Origin of the sequence: Streptomyces racemochromogenes (assembly GCF_044129415.1) — a bacterium.
Taxonomy (GTDB): Bacteria; Actinomycetota; Actinomycetes; order Streptomycetales; family Streptomycetaceae; genus Streptomyces; species Streptomyces racemochromogenes_A.
In genome coordinates this window covers 1-356 of record NZ_JBBDHD010000351.1, presented here as the reverse complement: position 1 = coordinate 356, position 356 = coordinate 1, and the positions used below count along the sequence as shown (strand labels likewise).

General features: G+C 73.0%; 1 protein-coding gene. It reads left to right on the top strand.

Annotation, left to right across the window (positions count from 1 at the left end):
- On the top strand, nucleotides 1–356 hold a 356-nt coding region (locus WDV06_RS37230; protein WP_395514210.1), incomplete at both ends, for a condensation domain-containing protein.

The following is a 356-nucleotide window of genomic DNA, read 5'->3' as shown; positions in this document are numbered from 1 at the left end:
GAGGACCCGCAGAGCCTGATCTCCCGCCAGTCGGAGTACTGGCGTCAGGAGCTGGCGGGCCTTCCGGAGCTGATCGAGCTGCCGCTGGACCGGCCCCGCCCCGCCGTCGCCACCCACACCGGCGACGACGTCGACATCCGTGTCCCCGCCGACGTCCACCGGTCGCTCTCCGCGCTCGCCGCGAAGACCGGCACCACCACCTTCATGGTGCTCCAGGCGGCGCTGGCGGCGCTGCTGACGCGCCTGGGCGCGGGCACGGACGTGCCGGTCGGCACCGTGGTGGCGGGGCGTTCGGACGAGGCGCTGGACGATCTGGTCGGGTTCTTCGTGAACACGCTGGTGCTGCGGACGGACAC